Below are 15947 nucleotides of genomic sequence, written 5' to 3' on the forward strand. Positions count from 1 at the left end.
CTGGACCTGCCGCAAGCGCGGGGGACCATGAAGACACCCAAAGCCCCGGCCAACCCGGTCCTGGCGCCCGAGCGGCGCCCGGACGACGCGGATCAGAGCATCCGGCCGCTGAGCCTGTCGGAGTTCGTGGGGCAGAAGGCGGCGCGGGCCAACCTGCAGATTTTCATCGGGGCGGCGCGCAAGACCGGTCAGGCGCTCGACCACGTGCTGTTCGTCGGGCCGCCGGGGCTGGGCAAGACCACGCTGGCCCAGATCGTGGCGCGCGAGCTCGGCGTGAACTTCCGCTCCACCTCCGGGCCGGTCATCGCCAAGGCCGGCGATCTGGCCGCCCAGCTCACCAACCTCGAAGAGCGCGACGTGCTCTTCATCGACGAGATCCACCGCCTCAACCCGGCGGTGGAGGAGATCCTCTACCCGGCCATGGAGGATTACCAGCTCGACCTCATCATCGGCGAGGGCCCGGCCGCCCGCTCGGTCAAGATCGAGCTGCCCCGCTTCACCCTGGTGGGTGCCACCACCCGCGCGGGCCTGCTCACCACGCCGCTGCGCGACCGCTTCGGCATCCCGATCCGGCTGGCCTTCTACGACATCGACGAGCTGCGGCTCATCGTCGAGCGCGGGGCGCGGGTGCTGGGGCTGGGCATGTCGGCGGAGGGCGCCGACGAGATCGCCCGGCGCGCGCGCGGCACGCCGCGCATCGCCGGCCGGCTGCTGCGGCGGGTGCGCGACTTCGCGGTGGTGGCCGAGGCGCCGGTGGTGACGCGGGCGCTGGCCGACCGGGCGCTGGGCCTGCTCGACGTGGACCCGGTCGGGCTCGACCAGATGGACCGCAAGTATCTCGGGCTGATCGCCACGAGCTTCGGGGGCGGGCCGGTGGGCGTCGAGACGCTGGCCGCCGCCCTGTCCGAGCCGCGCGACGCCATCGAGGACATCATCGAGCCCTATCTGATCCAGCAGGGCTTCCTCCAGCGCACCCCGCGCGGGCGCGTCCTCACCGCCCACGCCTTCCGGCACCTCGGAATCGCCGTGCCGCGCAGGGATCCGGGCGCGCAGGCGGCCCTGTTCCCGCCCGATGCCGACGATGCGTGAGCGGCCGCCCGGCCTCGTCCGGGTCACGCGCCGTATGGTCGTGCTCGGGCTCGGGGCGGCCGGGCTCGCGGCGACCGGGACGGGGGCTTACGCGGTCGGCGTCGAGCCGCAGCGCCTCGTCGTCACCCGCTACGCGATCCGCACCGCGGCGCCCTGGCCGGCGGGCGCGCGGCTGCGCATCGTGGCGCTCGCCGACCTCCATGCCTGCGAGCCCTGGATGCCGCTCGCCCGGATCGCCGAGATCGTCGCAGTGGCCAACGGGCTCGGCGGCGACCTGATCGTGCTGCTCGGCGACTACGTCGCGGGCATGCGCCTCGTCACCGGGGCGGTCGAGGCCGCGGCCTGGGCGCCCGTCCTCGGCGGGCTCAGGGCGCCGCTCGGGACCTACGCGATCCTCGGCAACCACGATTGGTGGGAGGACAAAGCGGCGCAGCGGCGCGGGCACGGACCCACCGTCGCCGGCACCGCCCTGGAGGGGGCTGGAATCCGGGTTCTGGAGAACGACGCCCTGCCGCTCGCCGTCGGCGGATCGGCGATCTGGCTCGCAGGCCTCGGCGACCAGATCGCGCTGCTGCCGGGCCGCTCCGAGCGCGGCGACCGCCGACGCGGCGTCGACGACCTCGGCGCGACCCTGGCGAAGATCCCGGCCGAGGCCCCCGCCATCCTCCTCGCCCACGAGCCCGACATCTTTCCGCAGGTGCCCGCCCGCATCGCCCTGACCCTGTCCGGACACACGCATGGCGGGCAGGTCCGGCTGTTCGGCCACCCGCTCGTCGTGCCGTCGCGCTACGGCGAGCGCTTCGCCTACGGCCATGTGCGCGAACAGACCGACCTCGTGGTGTCGGGCGGCCTCGGCATGAGCATCGCGCCGATCCGCCTCGGAGCACCACCCGAGATTGTCGTGGTGGAGATCTCGGCGGCCGACCCAGGACCCGCCTAGATCTGCGTACAGCGCATGTCTCGGTCGTCCACAACTCGGGTGGAGCGGGCGCCCGGAGGGTGTTCCGCCTCGGACCGCACTTGCCATGGATGATGATCGATCTCCGGCAAGACTTTGAAGAGATTATGGTTTTCAATGCCGCTGGGCCGTGGCGCGAAAAGGCCTGACGCCGTTCCGTTTTCCGATCACGGACGCGTGCGCGAGCGGAACACCCCCGCACTGCACAAGTTGACGGCCCGAGCCAGCTCCCCCGGGGAGCTCCGGCACCGCATCGTTCACGTCACGCGTTTCCAAGGAAAATACCTCATGAAGACGACTGTTCTGGCCGCCCTCGGCCTGTCCGTCGCTGTCCTCGTCACCCCGGCTCTCGCCCAGGACATCCTGCCGCTGCGTATCGCGCCGCAGGCCGACGCTCCGATCGGGGCCGCTGCGACCGAGACCCCGGCTTTCCGCGCCGAGGCCCTGCGTTCGGACGCCGCCAGCATCGAGGCGAGCCGCATCGCCCTGGAGCGCTCCCGCAACCCGCGCGTGCGCAACTACGCCAACCGCGTGCTGGTCGAGCGTGAGGCCACCACCAAGGCGCTGCTGCCCGAGGGCACCTCGCTCACCCGCGGCGGCACCGTGGTGTCGGATCGCCAGGGCATCGAGACCCGCCTCGACAACCCGGTCGGCCTCGTGCTCGCTCCGGTGACGATCGCGGCCAACATCGGCACCGGCATCGTCGGCGGCGTGCTCGGCGGCGTCGGCATCGTCGACAACAGCCCGACCGAGCCCGGCCGCCGCGTCGCCCTCGGCCCGAACGGTCAGGCCCGCCTGGAGCGCCTGAAGTCCGCCCCGACCGCCCGCGACTTCGACCGCACCTTCGTGCGCGAGCAGGCCCGCTCCGACGCCCGCACGCTCGCCCTCTACGACGCCTACGCCCGCAGCGGCGACAGCGCCGCCGGTCGCCAGTTCGCCAACGAGGCGCTGCCCTTCATCGCCGACGAGCACGCCCACTCGGCGGTCCTGGCCAACCGCATCGGCGGCTGATCGTCCGACGGACGACAGGAACGGATGAGACGGTGAGGGCCGCCCCGGGATGCCGGGGCGGCCCGATCCGCGTTCGGGACGCATCGCGGGCGCCCTCGCGGGGGCGTCCGCCCCGGGGATGCCCTTGCGGGCCGGGAGCGCCCTCTGTAGCCCCGGGACGCGTGGGCGGACCAAGACCCGGATTGCGATGACCGACACCAGCTTCGAGACCGCGCACGCGCTGCCCGTGCGGGTCTATTACGAGGACACCGACTTCTCGGGCTTCGTCTATCACGCGAGCTACCTGCGCTTCATGGAGCGGGGACGCACCGAGCTGCTGCGCGGCCTCGCGGGTGACCAGTCGGACCTGCATCGCGACGCCGACGGCCTCGTCTTCGTGGTGCGGCGCATGGAGATCGACTATCTCAAGCCCGCCCGGATGGACGACGCGCTGACGATCGTCACCGGGACGCGCGACTTGCGCGGCGCCTCGATGCACCTGACCCAGGCGGTGATGCGCGGGGAGGAGGTGCTGGTGCGGGCCGAGGTCGTGGTCGCCTGCGTGCGCGGCGGACGCGCCATCCGCCTGCCGGATTCCCTGCGCCGCGCCCTGGCCCCGCGGGCGGTCCCGAACCCTTAACCCCGCCTTAACCCTGCCGGGCCCTTAACTGGGTGCGTCGCGGCGAATGGTGCAGGCGCGAAGAGCGGCCCTTACTTTCGACAGATTCAACGGCGATTGACCGTTGAAATCGTTCGACGATTCGACCCGCGCGAGCGTGCGCCTCGCCCCGCCGCGGGCTTGCGGGACTTCGAGGATCTGAGTCCATGAATCCAGCCGATGCCATGCAGGCGGTCCAGGCGCCCGTCGCCGACATGAGCCTGCTCGGCCTGTTCCTGCAGGCGCATTTCGTCGTGAAGATCGTGATGGTCGGGCTGCTCAGCGCCTCGGTCTGGTGCTGGGCGATCATCGTCGACAAGACGCTGCTGTTCCGCCGCACCAAGGAGGAGATGGACGCCTTCGAGGACGCGTTCTGGTCGGGCCGCTCCCTGGAGGAGCTGTTCCGCTCGTTCAACGACCGGCCGGCCACCGGGCTCGCCGCCGTGTTCGTCGCCGCGATGCGGGAGTGGAAGCGCTCCTTCGAGGGCTCCGGCCGCCAGATCCAGTCGCTCAGCCAGCGCATCGACAAGACCCTCGACGTCACGATCCAGCGCGAGGTCGAGCGCCTGGAATCGCGCCTGCTGTTCCTCGCCTCCATCGGCTCGGCCGGCCCCTATATCGGCCTGTTCGGCACGGTCTGGGGCATCATGACGGCCTTCACCTCGATCGCCGCCTCGAAGAACACCTCCCTCGCGGTGGTCGCGCCCGGCATCGCCGAGGCCTTGTTCGCCACCGCGATCGGCCTGTTCGCGGCGATCCCCGCCGTCCTCGCCTACAACAAGCTCCAGGCCTCGGTGTCGAAGTCCCAGTCGCGGCTCGAGGGCTTCGCCGACGAGTTCTCGGCCATCCTGTCCCGCCAGATCGACGAGCGCCTGTCGCTCGCCGCCTGATCCAGGAGAATTCCAGATGGCCATGGCGGCGGGTGCGAAGGGCGGCAAGCGCCGGCGGCGGGGTCGGCGCAGCGGCGGCGCCATCAACGAGATCAACATGACGCCGTTCATCGACGTCGTGCTGGTGCTGCTCATCATCTTCATGGTGGCGGCGCCGATGATGACGGTGGGCGTGCCCCTCGACCTGCCGCAGTCGAAGGCCTCCCCGCTCAACTCCGACACCAAGCCCGTCACCCTGTCGATCCGGCAGACGGGCCAGGTCTTCCTCGGCGAGGACGAACTCACCGACGACACCATCATCCCCAAGCTCACCGAGACGGCCAAATCCGGCTTCGAGGAGCGGGTCTTCGTGCGCGGCGACAAGCGGGTCGATTACGGCCGGGTCGCGCAAGTGATGGCCATCGTCACCGGCGGCGGCTTCCGCAAGGTCGCCCTCGTCACCGAGCCCGAGCAGAGATAGCGGGTCGCGCTCCGTGGCATTCTCCATCGACCGCAAGGAACCGGGGGTCTGGATCTCGGCCGGCACGCATATCATGCTGCTCGCCGCCGCGATCATCGGCATCTCGGCGCCCGTGCTGCCGGAGGCCCAGGAGGGCGTGCCGGTCGAGGTCATCACCGAGAACCAGTTCTCCGAGATGACCAAGGGCGAGCGCAACGCCGAGAAGCCGGTGCCGAACGCGGGCACCCGGGCCGAGCGCAAGGCCGAGACGGTCGAGGAGCGCGAGCCCGAGAACGCCAAGGTGGACGCCCCGAGCGCGCCGACCCGCACCGCCGACGTGAAGGTCGCGGATGCCGAGGCGATGCCGCTGCGCATGGCCGAGCCGGATCCCGCCGAGGCGAAGGCCGAGGCCGAGGCGAAAGCCGCCGAAAAGGCCGCCGAAAAGGCTGCCGCGGAGAAGGCCGCCGCCGAGAAGGCGGAGGCCGCCAAGGCTGCGAAGGCCGCGGAGAAGGCGGCAGCCGCCGCCAAGGCCGAGGCGAAGGCCAAGGCGGAGGCCAAGGCGGAGGCCGCCAAGGCCGAGGCGGAGAAGCGCGAGGAACTCGCCAAGCTGGTCGAGCGCGAGGAGGCCGAGGCCAGGGCGGAGGCCGCCAAGGCGAAGGCCGAGGCCGCCGCCAAAGCCGCCAAGGCCAAGGCGGAGGCCGCCGCGAAGGCCAAGGCGGAGGCCGAAGCCAAGGCCGAGGCGGAAGCCGAGCGCAAGGAAGCGGAGCGCCGCAAGGAACTCGCCGAGGCGAAGGCCGAGGCCGAGCGCGAGAAGGCGGAGGCCGCCAAGGCCCGGGCCGAGACCGCCAAGGCGGAGGCCAAGGCCAAGGCCGACGCGAAGGCCAAGGCGGACGCCAAGGCGGTGGCCGACGCGAAGGCGAAGGCGGATGCCGAGGCCAAGGCGCGCCGTCAGGCCGCGCTGGCCGACAAGTTCAACGCGGGCGACATCAAGTCCCTGCTCAACGCGAGATCGCCGTCGCAGACCACCGGATCGACCGGCCGCGAGGTGCAGCGCGTGGCCTCGCTGGGCGCGGCGACCGCGACGGGCCAGCGCCTGTCGCCCTCGATGCGGGACGCCCTGGTGGGCATGCTGACGGACCAGATCCAGCGCTGCTACTCGGCGCCGCCCGGCGCCGCGCAGGGCGTGGTACTGCCGATGCTCGACATCCGGCTCAAGCCCGACGGCTCGCTCGGCACCGAGCCGCGGATCATGCGCGGCGGCGCCAGCGCGGTCGATCAGTCGATCGCCCAGGCCGCGCTCCGGGCGGTCCGGCGCTGCGCGCCCTACCGGATCCCGGCCCAGTACGCGCCCTATTACGACGACTGGAAAGCCATCAACGCGGAGTTCGAGTTCTCGGCGACCTGACCCGAGCGACTCGACCCCGCGCACCCCGCTCCCACGACCCGGACGGATCACGCCCATGCCCCACAGCCCGTTCCCGCGGCGCCGCACGGCGCCCTTCCCCGCGCCGCTGGCCGCGCTCCTGGCCTGCCTCGCCCTGGTGCTGCTCGGCGCGCCGGCGCAGGCGCAGCTGCAGCTGCGCATCGGCGGCGGCGCCTTCCAGCCGATGCCGATCGCGGTCGCGGACTTCTCCGGCGACCCGAGCCTCGGCGGGCTGGTGTCCGGCGTCGTCACGAACAACCTGCGCCGCTCGGGCTATTTCACGCCGCTCGACAAGGCGCGCTTCCCGGAAACGCCCCAGTTCGACGCGGCGCCGGGCTTCGACAAGTGGCGCGCCGCGGGCGTGCAGGGCCTCGTCACCGGCCGCGTCTCGCGCGACGCGGGCGGGCGGCTCAAGGTCGAGTACCGGCTCTGGGACGTGACCGCGGGCCAGCAGATGACCGGCCAGCAATACGCCACCGATCCGGCCAACGCGCGGCGCACCGGCCACCTGATCTCGGATTCGGTCTACACCAAGATCACCGGCCTCGGGCCGTGGTTCGACAGCCGCATCGCCTTCGTGGACGAGTCCGGCCCGAAGGAGAACCGCCGCAAGCGCCTGATGGTGATGGACCAGGACGGCGCCAACGTGCGCGCCATCACCACGGGCGAGAACGCCATCGTGGCCCCGCGCTACTCGCCCGCGACCCAGGACATCGCCTTCATGGCCCAGCAGAGCGGGCACCAGCCCCGCGTCCAGGTGATCAACCTGGAGACCGGCAGCCGGCAGGCCTTCGGCGCGGCCGATTCGATGAGCGCCAGCCCGCGCTTCTCGCCCGACGGGCGCCGCCTCGTGATGAGCGTGCAGCAGGGCGGCAACGCCGACATCGTGACGATGGACCTCGCCTCGAAGGCGCAGAAGCCCATCACCAGCGGCATGGCGATCGACACCTCGCCGACCTACTCGCCGGACGGCTCGCAGATCGTGTTCGAATCCGATCGCGGCGGCTCGCAGCAGGTCTACGTCATGGGCGCGGACGGCTCGAACCCGCACCGCATCTCCTTCGGCGAGGGCTCGGCCTCGCAGCCGGCCTGGTCGCCGCGGGGCGACCTCATCGCCTTCACGCGCCAGCGCAAGGGCGGCTTCGCCATCTGCGTGATGAAGCCCGACGGCACGGGCGAGCGCGTGCTCACCGAGGGCTTCCACAACGAGGGCCCGACCTTCGCGCCGAACGGCCAGTACGTGCTGTTCTTCCGCGATCCGGGCGGGCAGGGCGGGGGCAAGCTCTACATGGTCGACATCACCGGCCGGGTCGAGCAGCCGGTCCCCACCCCCTCCTACGCCTCCGACCCGACCTGGTCGCCGCTGCTCGCGGGGCGGTGAGGGGCGGGCCGGCGCCCGGCCCTACCAGTTGGGCTCCCGGAGGCTCGGCCGATCAGCGTTCCCGCCATGTCGCTGAACGGCAAGGCGTGATCCCCGATCGGCGAGGAACCGGCCTGACAAGGCATACCGGCGTCGCCGCGGGTCACGGAGGCGCCGCAGGGTCTGTGCGGATCCGCCCGTGACCTGTCGCCGAAACGTGCTGGCTCAGCCCTGCTCCAGGCCGACGCGGCGGCGCATGAAGCCCAGGGCGGCGCCGACCGAGGCGGTCACTGCACCGGCCGCGGCCTGCACGGCGCCGGTGGCGTTCGATAGGAGCCCCTCCTCAGCCGCGGCGCCGTGAACGGCCTGCTCGCTGAAGCGCAGCCGGCCGCGCCGCAGGACCTCGCGATCGTTCATGACCAGGGCGGCGAGGTTGGGATCGGCCAACGCGATCATGGCCGCCCCGTCGGCGAAGGCGATCTCGAGCAGCACCTGGGTCCGCGGCGCGTCCGCGGCCAGCGGCGCGAGTGCGGAGGCCGCGAGCAGGGCCGTTCCGGTCAGGTCGATCTGGGAGGCGAGTGCGAGGCTGCCCTTCAGGCCGTCGAGGACCGAGCCGCCCCAATTGCGGGCTCCTGCGATGTCGCCATGCGCCTCGATACTCTGAAGCGTCTCGACCGGTCGCTCGCGCCCGTCCGGCGTGGTGAATAGGCCGACCTCGTAGGTGCCGCGCCCCTTGCCGCACGTGCCGGCAACGACCTTGATGTCCGCCATGATGCCCTGCCCTCGTCGCAGAACTCTAGCGAGCGTCGGCGGCCTTGTCTCCAGGGACGACACTCCCTGTCACCAGGACGGCCCATCCCCCGGCCCGGCGGCGTCGGATTGCCGCCGAGCTTGGGCACAAAGCCCTGATACCAAAACGTTTATCCATACAAGACCGCAAAAGCGGCCGAGAATGGATAATTCGGCCTCACTCGGGCTTCAGCAGGTGGTCCCGCGCGCGGAGCGCCGGGAACAGCCGGCCCCACAGCACGGCGATCAGCACCGTGACCGCGCCGCCCGCGATCACGGCGGGAACCGCGCCGAAGGCGGCGGCGAGGAGGCCGGATTCGAACTCGCCGAGTTCGTTCGAGGCGCCGATGAAGACGGTGTTCACCGCCGAGACGCGGCCCCGCATGGCGTCGGGAGTCTCGCCCTGCACGAAGGTCTGGCGCACGTAGACGCTGATCATGTCGGCAGCGCCCGTCACGAACAGGCAGGCCATCGAGAGCGGCAGCGAGGTCGAGAGGCCGAACACCACGATGGCGAGGCCGAAGACCGCGACCGCGCGCAGCATCCGGGCGCCCGCGTGCCGGCGCAGGGGCCGGTAGGCGAGCAGGATGGCGGTGGCGACCGCGCCCGCGGCCGGCATGCTGCGCAGCGCCCCGAGGCCGAGGGGGCCGACATGCAGCACCTCGGCCGCGAAGATCGGCAGCAGGGCGGTGGCGCCGCCGAACAGCACGGCGAAGAGGTCGAGGCTGATCGCGCCGAGCACCACGGGCTGCGAGCGGATGTAGCCGATCCCGGCCGAGAGCGTCGCCCAGGTCACGGGCGGGCGCTCGGAGACGGGGGCCGGGCGGAAGCGGATCGCGCCGACCATCAGGCTCGCCAGCGCGAAGCTCGCGCCGGCCGCGCCGAAGACCACGGCGGGGCCGGCGGCGTAGAGCAGGCCGCCGACGGCCGGCCCCAGCACCGAGGAGCTCTGCCAGAGCGAGGCGTTCCAGGCGATCGCGCTGCCGAACAGGTCGCGCGGCACCAGAGTCGGCAGCAGGGCCTGGAGCGCCGGGTTGGCGAAGGCGCGGGCGGTGCCCACCAGCACCACGAGGGCGTAGACCGGCCAGACCGCCGCCAGCCCGCTGAACGCGTAGGCGAGGAGCCCGAAGCTCGCGAGCGCCTGCACCCCGAAGCTGATCGCCGCCACGAGGCGCCGGTCGTAGGTGTCGGCGACGTGGCCCGTCACCAGGGCAGCGAGCATCGCGGGCAGGAAGCCCGCGAGCCCGACGAAGCCGAGGGCGAGGGCCGAGTGCGTCAGGGCGTAGACGAACCAGCCGATCGCCACGGCCTGCATCTGGTAGGCGAGGCCGGTGAGGAAGCGGGCTGTGCCGAACAGGCGGAAATCGCCGTTGCGGAAGACGACCCAGCCGGAAGTCGCGAGCGTTGACATCGCGGACGGTGCTGACGGGCCGCCGCCGCCCCGTCAACCGGAGTTACACGCGGGAAACCATCAGCCCTCCAGGCTGACGAGCCCGATATTGCCGCCAGCCGCCGCGGTGTTGACCGTGACGGTCTGCTCGGTGGCGAGCCGGGCAAGGTAATGCGGCCCGCCGGCCTTGGGGCCGGTGCCCGACAGGCCGGTGCCGCCGAAGGGCTGAACCCCCACCACCGCGCCGATCATGTTGCGGTTCACGTAGACGTTGCCGTGGGGCAGGGCCGTCCGGATCCGCGCGACCGTCGCCTCGATGCGCGAGTGGATGCCGAGCGTCAGGCCGTATCCGCCGGCGCGAAGGCCCGCCAGCACCGCGCCGAGGCCGTCGGCGCCGTAGCGGACCACGTGCAGCACCGGCCCGAACACCTCCTCGCCGAGGGCGCCGACATCCGCGATCTCGAAGACGTGCGGGGCGACGTAGAGGCCTTGGGGGGCCGTCGCGGCGTAGAGCGTGCGGGCGTCCCGCGCGCGGGCGGCGATCGCCCGGTCGAGCCGGTCCCTGGCGGCGGCGTCGATGACCGGGCCGAGATCGACCGCGAGGTCGCGCGGGTCGCCGACCCGCAGCTCGCGGGCGGCGCCCACGATCATGGCGATCATCCGGTCGGCGACGTCGGCCTGGAGGCAGAGCAGGCGCAGCGCCGAGCAACGCTGGCCGGCCGAGCGGAAGGCCGAGGTGATCACGTCGTCGGCGACCTGCTCGGGCAGCGCGGTGGCGTCCACGATCATCGCGTTGATGCCCCCCGTCTCGGCCACCAGGGGCAGGATCGGGCCGGGGCGGGCGGCGAGCGCCCGATTGATCGCCTGCGCGGTCCCGGTCGAACCGGTGAAGACGACGCCCGCGAGCGCCGGGTGCGCGACGAGGCGGGCGCCGATCTCGGGGCCGCCCGGCACCAGCGCCAGGGCATCCCTCGGCACGCCGGCGGCGTGCAGGAGCCGCACGGCCTCGGCCGCCACCAGCGGCGTCTGGGGGGCGGGCTTGGCGGCGACGCCGTTGCCGGCCATCAGGCAGGCCGAGACCTGGCCCAGGAAGATCGCCAGCGGGAAGTTCCAGGGCGAGACCGCGAGCATCGCGCCGCGCCCGCGCAGGGCCAGCCGGTTGGACTCGCCGGCCGGCCCCGGCAGGTCGCGCTCGACGCCGAACAGGGCGCGGCCCTGCGCCGCGTAGTAGCGCAGGAAGTCGATCGCCTCGCGCCATTCGCCGAGGGCGTCGTCCAGGGTCTTGCCGGCCTCGGCCTGGAGCAGATGGAGGAAGCGCCCGCGCGCGGCCTCCAGCGCGTCGGCGGCGCGCTCCAGGCAGGCGGCGCGGGCGTCCGCCGGGGTCGCGGCCCAGGCCGGGAAGCCCGCGGCGACCGCCGCCATCGCGGCGTCGGCCGCGTCGGAATCGGCCTCCGCCACGGTGCCGACGGACGCGCCGTCGATCGGGCTCAGGACCGGACGCGGCGGCCCGGGGCGGGGATCGCCCTCGGCCGACACCGCGGCCTCGGCCGGGCGGGCCGACGCCGCGCTCTCGGCCGCGATCTCGGCCCGGAGCGCGTCGAGGGCGGCCGCGTCCCCGAAGGCGGTGCCGGGGCTGTTGGCGCGCTCGGAGCCGAACAGGTCGCGCGGCAGCGGAATGCGCGGATGACGGGCCCGGGCCGGCGTCTCGATCAGGGCCTGGGGCCGCGCGAGCAGGCTCGCCACCGGCACGGCGGGATCGGCAGCGCGGGCGACGAAGGAGGAATTCGCCCCGTTCTCCAGGAGCCGGCGCACGAGATAGGCCAGGAGCTCGCGATGGCCGCCGACGGGGGCGTAGACCCGGCAGGCGGTCTCGGGCCGGATCTCCAGCAGGTGGCCGTAGAGCGCCTCGCCCATGCCGTGCAGGCGCTGGAACTCGAACGGCCCATCCCCGGCCTCCACCGCGAGGGTGGCGATGGTGAGCGCGTTGTGGGTGGCGAATTGCGGGTAGAGCTGGGGCGCCCGCAGCATCTGCCGGGCGGCCGCGAGGTAGCTCAAGTCGGTCACGGGCTTGCGGGTGAAGACGGGATAGTCCGACAGGCCCTCGACCTGGGCGAGCTTCACCTCGGTGTCCCAGTAGGCGCCCTTGACGAGGCGGACCATCAGGCGCCGGTCCAGAGCCTCGGCGAGGTCGGAGACATGGGCGATCACCGCGCCGCAGCGCTTGCCGTAGGCCTGGACCGCGAGGCCGAAGCCGTCCCAGCCCCGGAGCGAGGGGTCGGGCAGCACGGCGCCGATCACCGCGAGGGAGAGTTCGAGGCGCGCGGCCTCCTCGGCATCGACGGTGAGGTTCAGGTCGTGCGCGCGGGCCGCCCGGGCGAGGTCGAGGAGGGTGGGCACCAGCTCGGCCATCACCCGGTCGCGCTGGCGCGGCTCGTAGCGGGTAGGGAGGGCCGAGAGCTTCACCGAGATGCCCGGCCGGTCGGGCAGCGGCCGGTTGCCGGCCTCGCGGCCGATCCGGGCGATCGCGGCGGCGTAGGCGTCGCGGTAGGATGCCGCGTCGGCGGCGGTGCGGGCGCCCTCGCCCAGCATGTCGAAGGAGTAGCGGTAGCGCCGCCGGCCCGGCTCGCCCGCGCGCCTCAGGGCGGTGCCGATCTCCTCGGCGAGGACGAACTGGCCGCCCATCAATCGCATCGCCTGCAGCGCCGCGGCCCGCACCGCCGGGCGGCCGAGGCGGCGCACGAGGCCGCCGAGGATCAGCTCCGGGTTCTCGCCCGGAGTGACGAGCCGGGCGCCGAGCCCGAGGGCCCAGGTGGTCGCCTGGGCGAGCGTCCCGTCCGAGCGGGCGGCGTGGTGGGCGAAGTCGCCGGCGCCGAGGGTGTCGGCGATCAGCCGGTCCTGGGTCGCGGCGTCGGGCACCCGCAGCAGCGCCTCGGCCAGCACCATCAGGGCGAGGCCCTCGCGGCTCGACAGGGCGTATTCCTGCAGCAGCGCCTCGACGGTGCCGAGGCCGCCGCGGCGGCGCACGGCCCCCACGAGCTCGGTGGCGAGCACGTCGATCCGGGCCTCGTCCGCGGGCGGTCGGTGGGCCGCCGCGATCAGCCGGGCGGCGATCCCCGCGTCGTCGGCGGCGTAGGGGGCGCAGAAGCGGGGCAGGGCGGGGCGCGTCATCCGGGTCGGCCCTCGGGTGCGGCTGAGGTCCGGCACCGTAGCACGATCCGAGCCGGGGCCGCCGCTACTCCGCGGCCTCGACCTGCGACTCGGCGTCGACCAGCGGGAAGCTGCAGGTGACGCAGGTGCCCGTGCCCGGGCTCGTCTCCAACGCGACCCGGCCGCCGTGCAGCTCCACGAAGGAGCGCACGATCGAGAGCCCGAGGCCGACGCCCCGGTGGCGCGTGCCGAGGGTCCGGCTCTCGAAGCGGTCGAAGACCAGGGCGGCGACCTCGGCCGGCATGCCGACGCCGTGGTCGCGCACGCTCAGCACGAGGTCGGAGGCCGTGCGCCGCGCCCGCACCTCGATGCGGGCGCCCGCATGCGAGAAGCCGACGGCGTTCGAGAGCAGGTTGAACAGGATCTGCCGGACCCGCTTGGCGTCGGCGTGGATGCTGCCGATGTCGCCCGGCACGTCGAGCGCGATGGTGAGGCGGGATTCGGCCAGCCGATCCTCGATGCCCCGCATGGCGGCCTCGATCGTGGTGCGGACGTCGACCGACTCGCGCTGCAGCTCGAGCGATCCGGCATCGATCGAGGCGAGGTCGAGGATGTCGTTGATGATGACGAGCAGCGCCCCCGAGGAGCGCATGATGTGGTCGGAATACTCGCGCTGGCGCCCGTTGAGCGCGCCGACCGACTCGTCGCCGAGGAGCTGGGTGAAGCCGATGATGTTGGTGAGCGGCGAGCGCAGCTCGTAGGAGACGTGGTGGACGAAGCTGTCGCGCAGCTGCGCCGCCTTCTCGAGGGCGTCGTTCTTCTCGGTGAGCGCGCGCTCGACGTTCACGCTCGCGGTCACGTCGATCAGGGTCAGCAGGGTGGCGCCGTCGGGGAGCGGCTGTGCGGTGCAGTCGAGCACGGTGCCGTCCACCACCTCCAGCCGGCAGGACAGGCTCTCGCGGGCGTCGAGGCCCACGACCCGGTCGCGGATGTCGAGCCAGGGCTCCTCCGCCGGCGCGATGGCGCGGCAGGCCTCGACCACCGCCTCGATGCGGGGGCGCTGCTCCAGCAGGGCCGGGTCGAGGCGCCAGACGCCCGCGAAGGCGCGGTTGGCGAAGGTCAGGCGCCCGTCCGCGCCGAACACCGCCACCGGCTCCTTCAGCGTGTCGAGCGTTTCGGCCTGGACGCGCATCAGGGCGTTGTAGCGGGATTCGAGCGCCATCCGGTCGGAGACGTCGTCGAACAGGTAGGTCAGCCCGCCCTGGGGGTTGGGATCGGCGACGACGCGCAGCGTGCGGCCGTCCGGCAGGTACCACCAGGTCTCGTTGGCCTCCACCGCCCGGTAGGCGGCGAGCACGTTCTGCTTCCAGGCCCGGAAATCGGCGTGCTCCTCCAGCTTCCGCTGGCCGCGCAGGTGGTCGAGGATCTCGCCGTCGAGGGGGCGGCTCTCCAGGAAGGCCGCGTCGAGGTCCCAGAGCTGGCGATAGGCGGCGTTGTGGAAGATCAGGCGCTGGCGGTCGTCGAACATCGCCACCGCGGTCGGCAGCTGGTCGAGGGTGCGGACGTTGGCATTCATCTGGCGCTGGAGGTCGGCGCGCACGCTCTCCAGCTCCGAGACGTCCACCGCGATGCCGACGCGCCCGCTGTCGAGGCGGGTCTCGAACACGTCCAGCATGCGCCGGCTGCCGGCGACCACGGCGGAGAGGCGCGGCACGGCCTGGGGGGTGCCGCGCCGGGCGCCGTCCTCGCGCCCCACCATCTCGCGGGCCGGCCGGTCGAGCAGCTCCACGCCGTCCTGCAGGGCCTCCTCGCGGGAGGGCGCCTCGACGGCGGCGGCGTAGGCGAGGTTGACCCAGGCGAGGCCGCCCTCGCGGTTGCGGCGCCAGACCGGCTGCGGGATGGCGTCGAGGAGGCCGGACAGCGCCGCGAGGCCCTTGCGCGCCTCGTCGAGGGTCTCGCGCAGCTCCGCGATCTCCCGGCGCTCCTCGCTGGTCTCGCGCAGCCGCAGCAGGGCCCGCCCGGCGACCGCCTGCCCCTGGGCCTCCAGGCTGCGGCCGGCCTGGCTGCGCAGCCGCATGCGGAAGCTGGTGCCGCGGGCGCGCAGCCCCTCCACCGCCGCCTCGATCGCGGCGGCGTCGGCCTCCACGAGCCAGGAGCCGAAGGCCAGGATCCGGCGGGCCGCGCCGGAGACCGGGCGCCCGTCGAAGGCGATGCCCGCATCCCCCTCGATCACCGGCTCGCCGCGGGCGTCCCAGGTGACGATGATCTGCCGCTCGGCGGCCAGCAGCATCTCGGCCCGGTCGTGGGCGCCGCGCAGGGCGTCGAGGGCCGCGGCCTGCTCGCGCTCGCGCCGTGTCCAGCGGGCGCGCTCGCGCAGGTGCAGCAGGGACAGGATCGTCGCGAAGGCGATGAGGCCGCCCAGCACCGAGACGCTGGCGACGCCGTGCATGTGCAGGGCTGCGGCATCCGCGCCCGCCCCCCAGGCCGCCGTTCCGCCGCCGAGGGCGTCCACAGCCAGCACGCCGGCGCACGCCGCCGGGCGCGCCGCTCGTTCGAGACCCATGACCCGCCTCATCCCACACACCGTCGATGAGGCCGGCGCACGGGGCGCCACGGCGCGCGACGCGCCATGCCCGCGTGGCGCCCTCTCGGACCGCTGCGCGTCATCTCACCTTCAGATTCGGACCCCACTCTACAGCGCGGAGAAATCCCGTCGGAAGGGCCTTTCGCGCGGGCGGACGGCCCGCGGACGCACGCCGCCGCGATCCGACACACAGAAGACACACTGCGTTAACCACGCAGCCTCTTGACAGG

Annotated in this window: 12 protein-coding genes; 8 read left to right on the forward strand and 4 right to left on the reverse strand. The window is 73.2% G+C overall.

Going from position 1 to position 15947, the window contains the following annotated elements; all coding sequences use genetic code 11:
- The first annotated feature begins 27 nt into the window (after positions 1–27).
- From ruvB to tolB, 8 genes are all read left to right on the forward strand, one after another.
- Positions 28–1089, forward strand: a complete 1062-nt coding sequence (gene ruvB, locus ACS5RC_RS16510; RefSeq protein WP_478344972.1) for a Holliday junction branch migration DNA helicase RuvB — start codon at positions 28–30, stop codon at positions 1087–1089.
- Complete coding sequence (locus tag ACS5RC_RS16515) at positions 1082–2029, forward strand: metallophosphoesterase (protein ID WP_478344973.1); 948 nt, start codon at positions 1082–1084, stop codon at positions 2027–2029. The genes ruvB and ACS5RC_RS16515 overlap by 8 nt, the downstream gene beginning before the upstream one ends.
- A gap of 306 nt (positions 2030–2335) precedes the next feature.
- Positions 2336–3058, forward strand: a complete 723-nt coding sequence (locus ACS5RC_RS16520; RefSeq protein ID WP_478344974.1) for a DUF4142 domain-containing protein — start codon at positions 2336–2338, stop codon at positions 3056–3058.
- Positions 3059–3245: 187 nt separating this feature from the next.
- Positions 3246–3677 (forward strand): tol-pal system-associated acyl-CoA thioesterase, encoded by a 432-nt coding sequence (gene ybgC / locus ACS5RC_RS16525; protein ID WP_478344975.1) that lies wholly within the window; start codon positions 3246–3248, stop codon positions 3675–3677.
- A gap of 185 nt (positions 3678–3862) precedes the next feature.
- Positions 3863–4585 carry a protein TolQ gene (gene tolQ, locus ACS5RC_RS16530; RefSeq protein ID WP_478344976.1) on the forward strand — a complete coding sequence of 241 codons (723 nt, stop codon included), beginning with the start codon at positions 3863–3865 and terminating at the stop codon, positions 4583–4585.
- A 16-nt stretch (positions 4586–4601) separates the two neighbouring features.
- Complete coding sequence (locus tag ACS5RC_RS16535; protein WP_478344977.1) at positions 4602–5045, forward strand: ExbD/TolR family protein; 444 nt, start codon at positions 4602–4604, stop codon at positions 5043–5045.
- Positions 5046–5058: 13 nt separating this feature from the next.
- A complete protein-coding gene (gene tolA / locus ACS5RC_RS16540) occupies positions 5059–6429 on the forward strand; it encodes a cell envelope integrity protein TolA (RefSeq protein WP_478344978.1) in 1371 nt (456 codons plus the stop codon).
- 55 nt (positions 6430–6484) lie between these two features.
- Positions 6485–7828 carry a Tol-Pal system beta propeller repeat protein TolB gene (tolB, locus tag ACS5RC_RS16545; RefSeq protein ID WP_478344979.1) on the forward strand — a complete coding sequence of 448 codons (1344 nt, stop codon included), beginning with the start codon at positions 6485–6487 and terminating at the stop codon, positions 7826–7828.
- A gap of 204 nt (positions 7829–8032) precedes the next feature.
- On the opposite strand, the gene ACS5RC_RS16550 is transcribed toward tolB, so the two are convergent.
- The 4 genes from ACS5RC_RS16550 to ACS5RC_RS16565 all read right to left on the reverse strand — a co-directional run bounded on the left by ACS5RC_RS16550 (position 8033) and on the right by ACS5RC_RS16565 (position 15696).
- Entirely contained in the window at positions 8033–8578 is a 546-nt protein-coding gene (locus ACS5RC_RS16550; RefSeq protein WP_478344980.1) for a hypothetical protein, read from the reverse strand.
- Positions 8579–8774: 196 nt separating this feature from the next.
- Complete coding sequence (locus ACS5RC_RS16555) at positions 8775–10007, reverse strand: MFS transporter (RefSeq protein WP_478344981.1); 1233 nt, start codon at positions 10005–10007, stop codon at positions 8775–8777.
- Between the two features lie 60 nt (positions 10008–10067).
- A complete protein-coding gene (gene putA, locus ACS5RC_RS16560) occupies positions 10068–13154 on the reverse strand; it encodes a bifunctional proline dehydrogenase/L-glutamate gamma-semialdehyde dehydrogenase PutA (RefSeq protein ID WP_478345107.1) in 3087 nt (1028 codons plus the stop codon).
- Between the two features lie 64 nt (positions 13155–13218).
- Positions 13219–15696 (reverse strand): sensor histidine kinase, encoded by a 2478-nt coding sequence (locus ACS5RC_RS16565; protein WP_478344982.1) that lies wholly within the window; start codon positions 15694–15696, stop codon positions 13219–13221.
- Between the last annotated feature and the right edge of the window lie 251 nt (positions 15697–15947).

The organism is Methylobacterium sp. HJ2 (assembly GCF_056431005.1).